This window comes from Nocardioides turkmenicus (assembly GCF_011045035.1).
GTDB lineage: Bacteria > Actinomycetota > Actinomycetes > Propionibacteriales > Nocardioidaceae > Nocardioides > Nocardioides turkmenicus.
In genome coordinates this window covers 1-1,511 of sequence record NZ_JAALAA010000047.1, presented here as the reverse complement: position 1 = coordinate 1,511, position 1,511 = coordinate 1, and the positions used below count along the sequence as shown (strand labels likewise).

Here is a 1,511-nt window from a genome sequence, read left to right as displayed (position 1 = left end):
CTTTGAGTGTTTCTCGATCAGCCGCCGCGTCAAGGACGCCCTTCGGGCGCCGCTTCGCGGTGGCCTTCGGCCATCCTTGACCCGGCACCCGATCGAGAAAAGATTTCGCCTGTATCGGGGCGGCGGCGACAGAGTGGCGCAGCACTCATGTGCCTTGTTCGCTGACTGCTTAACGTGGTTCTGACCAGCATAAATGAGTCGCGCGTTGAGGTCCGTTCGCATATAATAAGACGCATGTACGAGACCATCGGCCGCCTCCTCGACGGACCACCACCCGGTGCGTCCGAGGGTGAGCTGGTCGACTGGATCACCCGACTCGAAACAGTGAAGTGTCGGGCGGAGGCGGTTCAGGCAGAAGCAGCGGTACGTCTCGAGGAAGCCGCCCGGAACCGGCAACTGGCAGCCGGGGTTCCTGCTCGGAAGCTGGGCGAAGGGGTCGCCTCGCAGGTGGCGTTGGCGCGGCGGGTCTCGCCGGCCAAAGGTGCGAAGCTGCTGGGGCTGGCGAAGATCCTGCTCGCCGAGATGCCGCACACGTTCGGGTTGATGAAGGCCGGGTTGTTCTCGCAGTGGCAGGCGACCATCCTCGCCCGGGAGACCGCGTGCCTCTCCCTTGATGACCGCCGCGTCATCGACCACGAGCTCTGCGCCGCTGGACCCGAGGGGGAGCCCGCGAAGGCGGTGGCGATGGGGCTACGCCAGCTTGAGAACGCTGCCAAGAAGCTCGCCATCACCCTCGACCAGGGATCCGTCGTCGCACGCGCCGCCAACGCGGCCAAGGACCGCCGGGTCAGTCTGCGGCCGGCACCGGACACGATGACCTGGCTCGGCGCCCTGTTGCCGGTCAAGGACGGGGTCGCGGTGTTCGCGGCCCTGGACCAGGCCGCCAAGACCGCTGCCGCCGCTGGTGATGAGCGGTCCCGTGGGCAGGTCATGGCCGACACCCTCGTCGCACGCGTCACCGGGCGTGAGGCCGGGGTGAAGCCCCGGATCGAGGTCAAGATCGTGATGACCGCCGACACCCTGGCCAACGACAGCGACCAGCCCGTGATGGTCGAGGGCTACGGCCCTGTTCCCGCCGCCTGGGCGCGTGACGCCCTCGCTGACGCGGAGGTGTTCGTCCGGCGGTTGTTCACCGACCCGGTCGGGCAGCTGGTCGCGATGGAGTCACGATCGCGGAAGGCGCCCGATGGGCTGGCGGAGTTCATTGCGACCCGTGATGGTGGGATTTGCCGCACCGTCGGGTGTGATGCCCCGATCCGCAACATCGACCACGTCGAGCGATTCGCCGACGGCGGCACTACCAGTGCCGAGAACCTCCAAGGTTTGTGCGAACGATGCAACCAAGCCAAGGAAGCCCTCGGCTGGAAGGCCAGACCAGGACCCGACGGCTCCATCGTCACCATCACACCTACCCGCCACGTCTACACGAGCCCGCCACCGGAACCCTGGCGACCGGACCCACCACCCCTATCGCGGGCAGAGTTCGCGCTGCGCGACGTACTCCTCGACCA

1 protein-coding gene is annotated in these 1,511 nt (G+C 67.2%); it reads left to right on the top strand.

Annotated features, from left to right (window positions below; all coding sequences use genetic code 11):
• Positions 1–234: 234 nt before the first annotated feature.
• On the top strand, positions 235–1,511 hold a 1,277-nt coding region (locus tag G5C66_RS25530; RefSeq protein WP_165114660.1), incomplete at its 3' end, for an HNH endonuclease.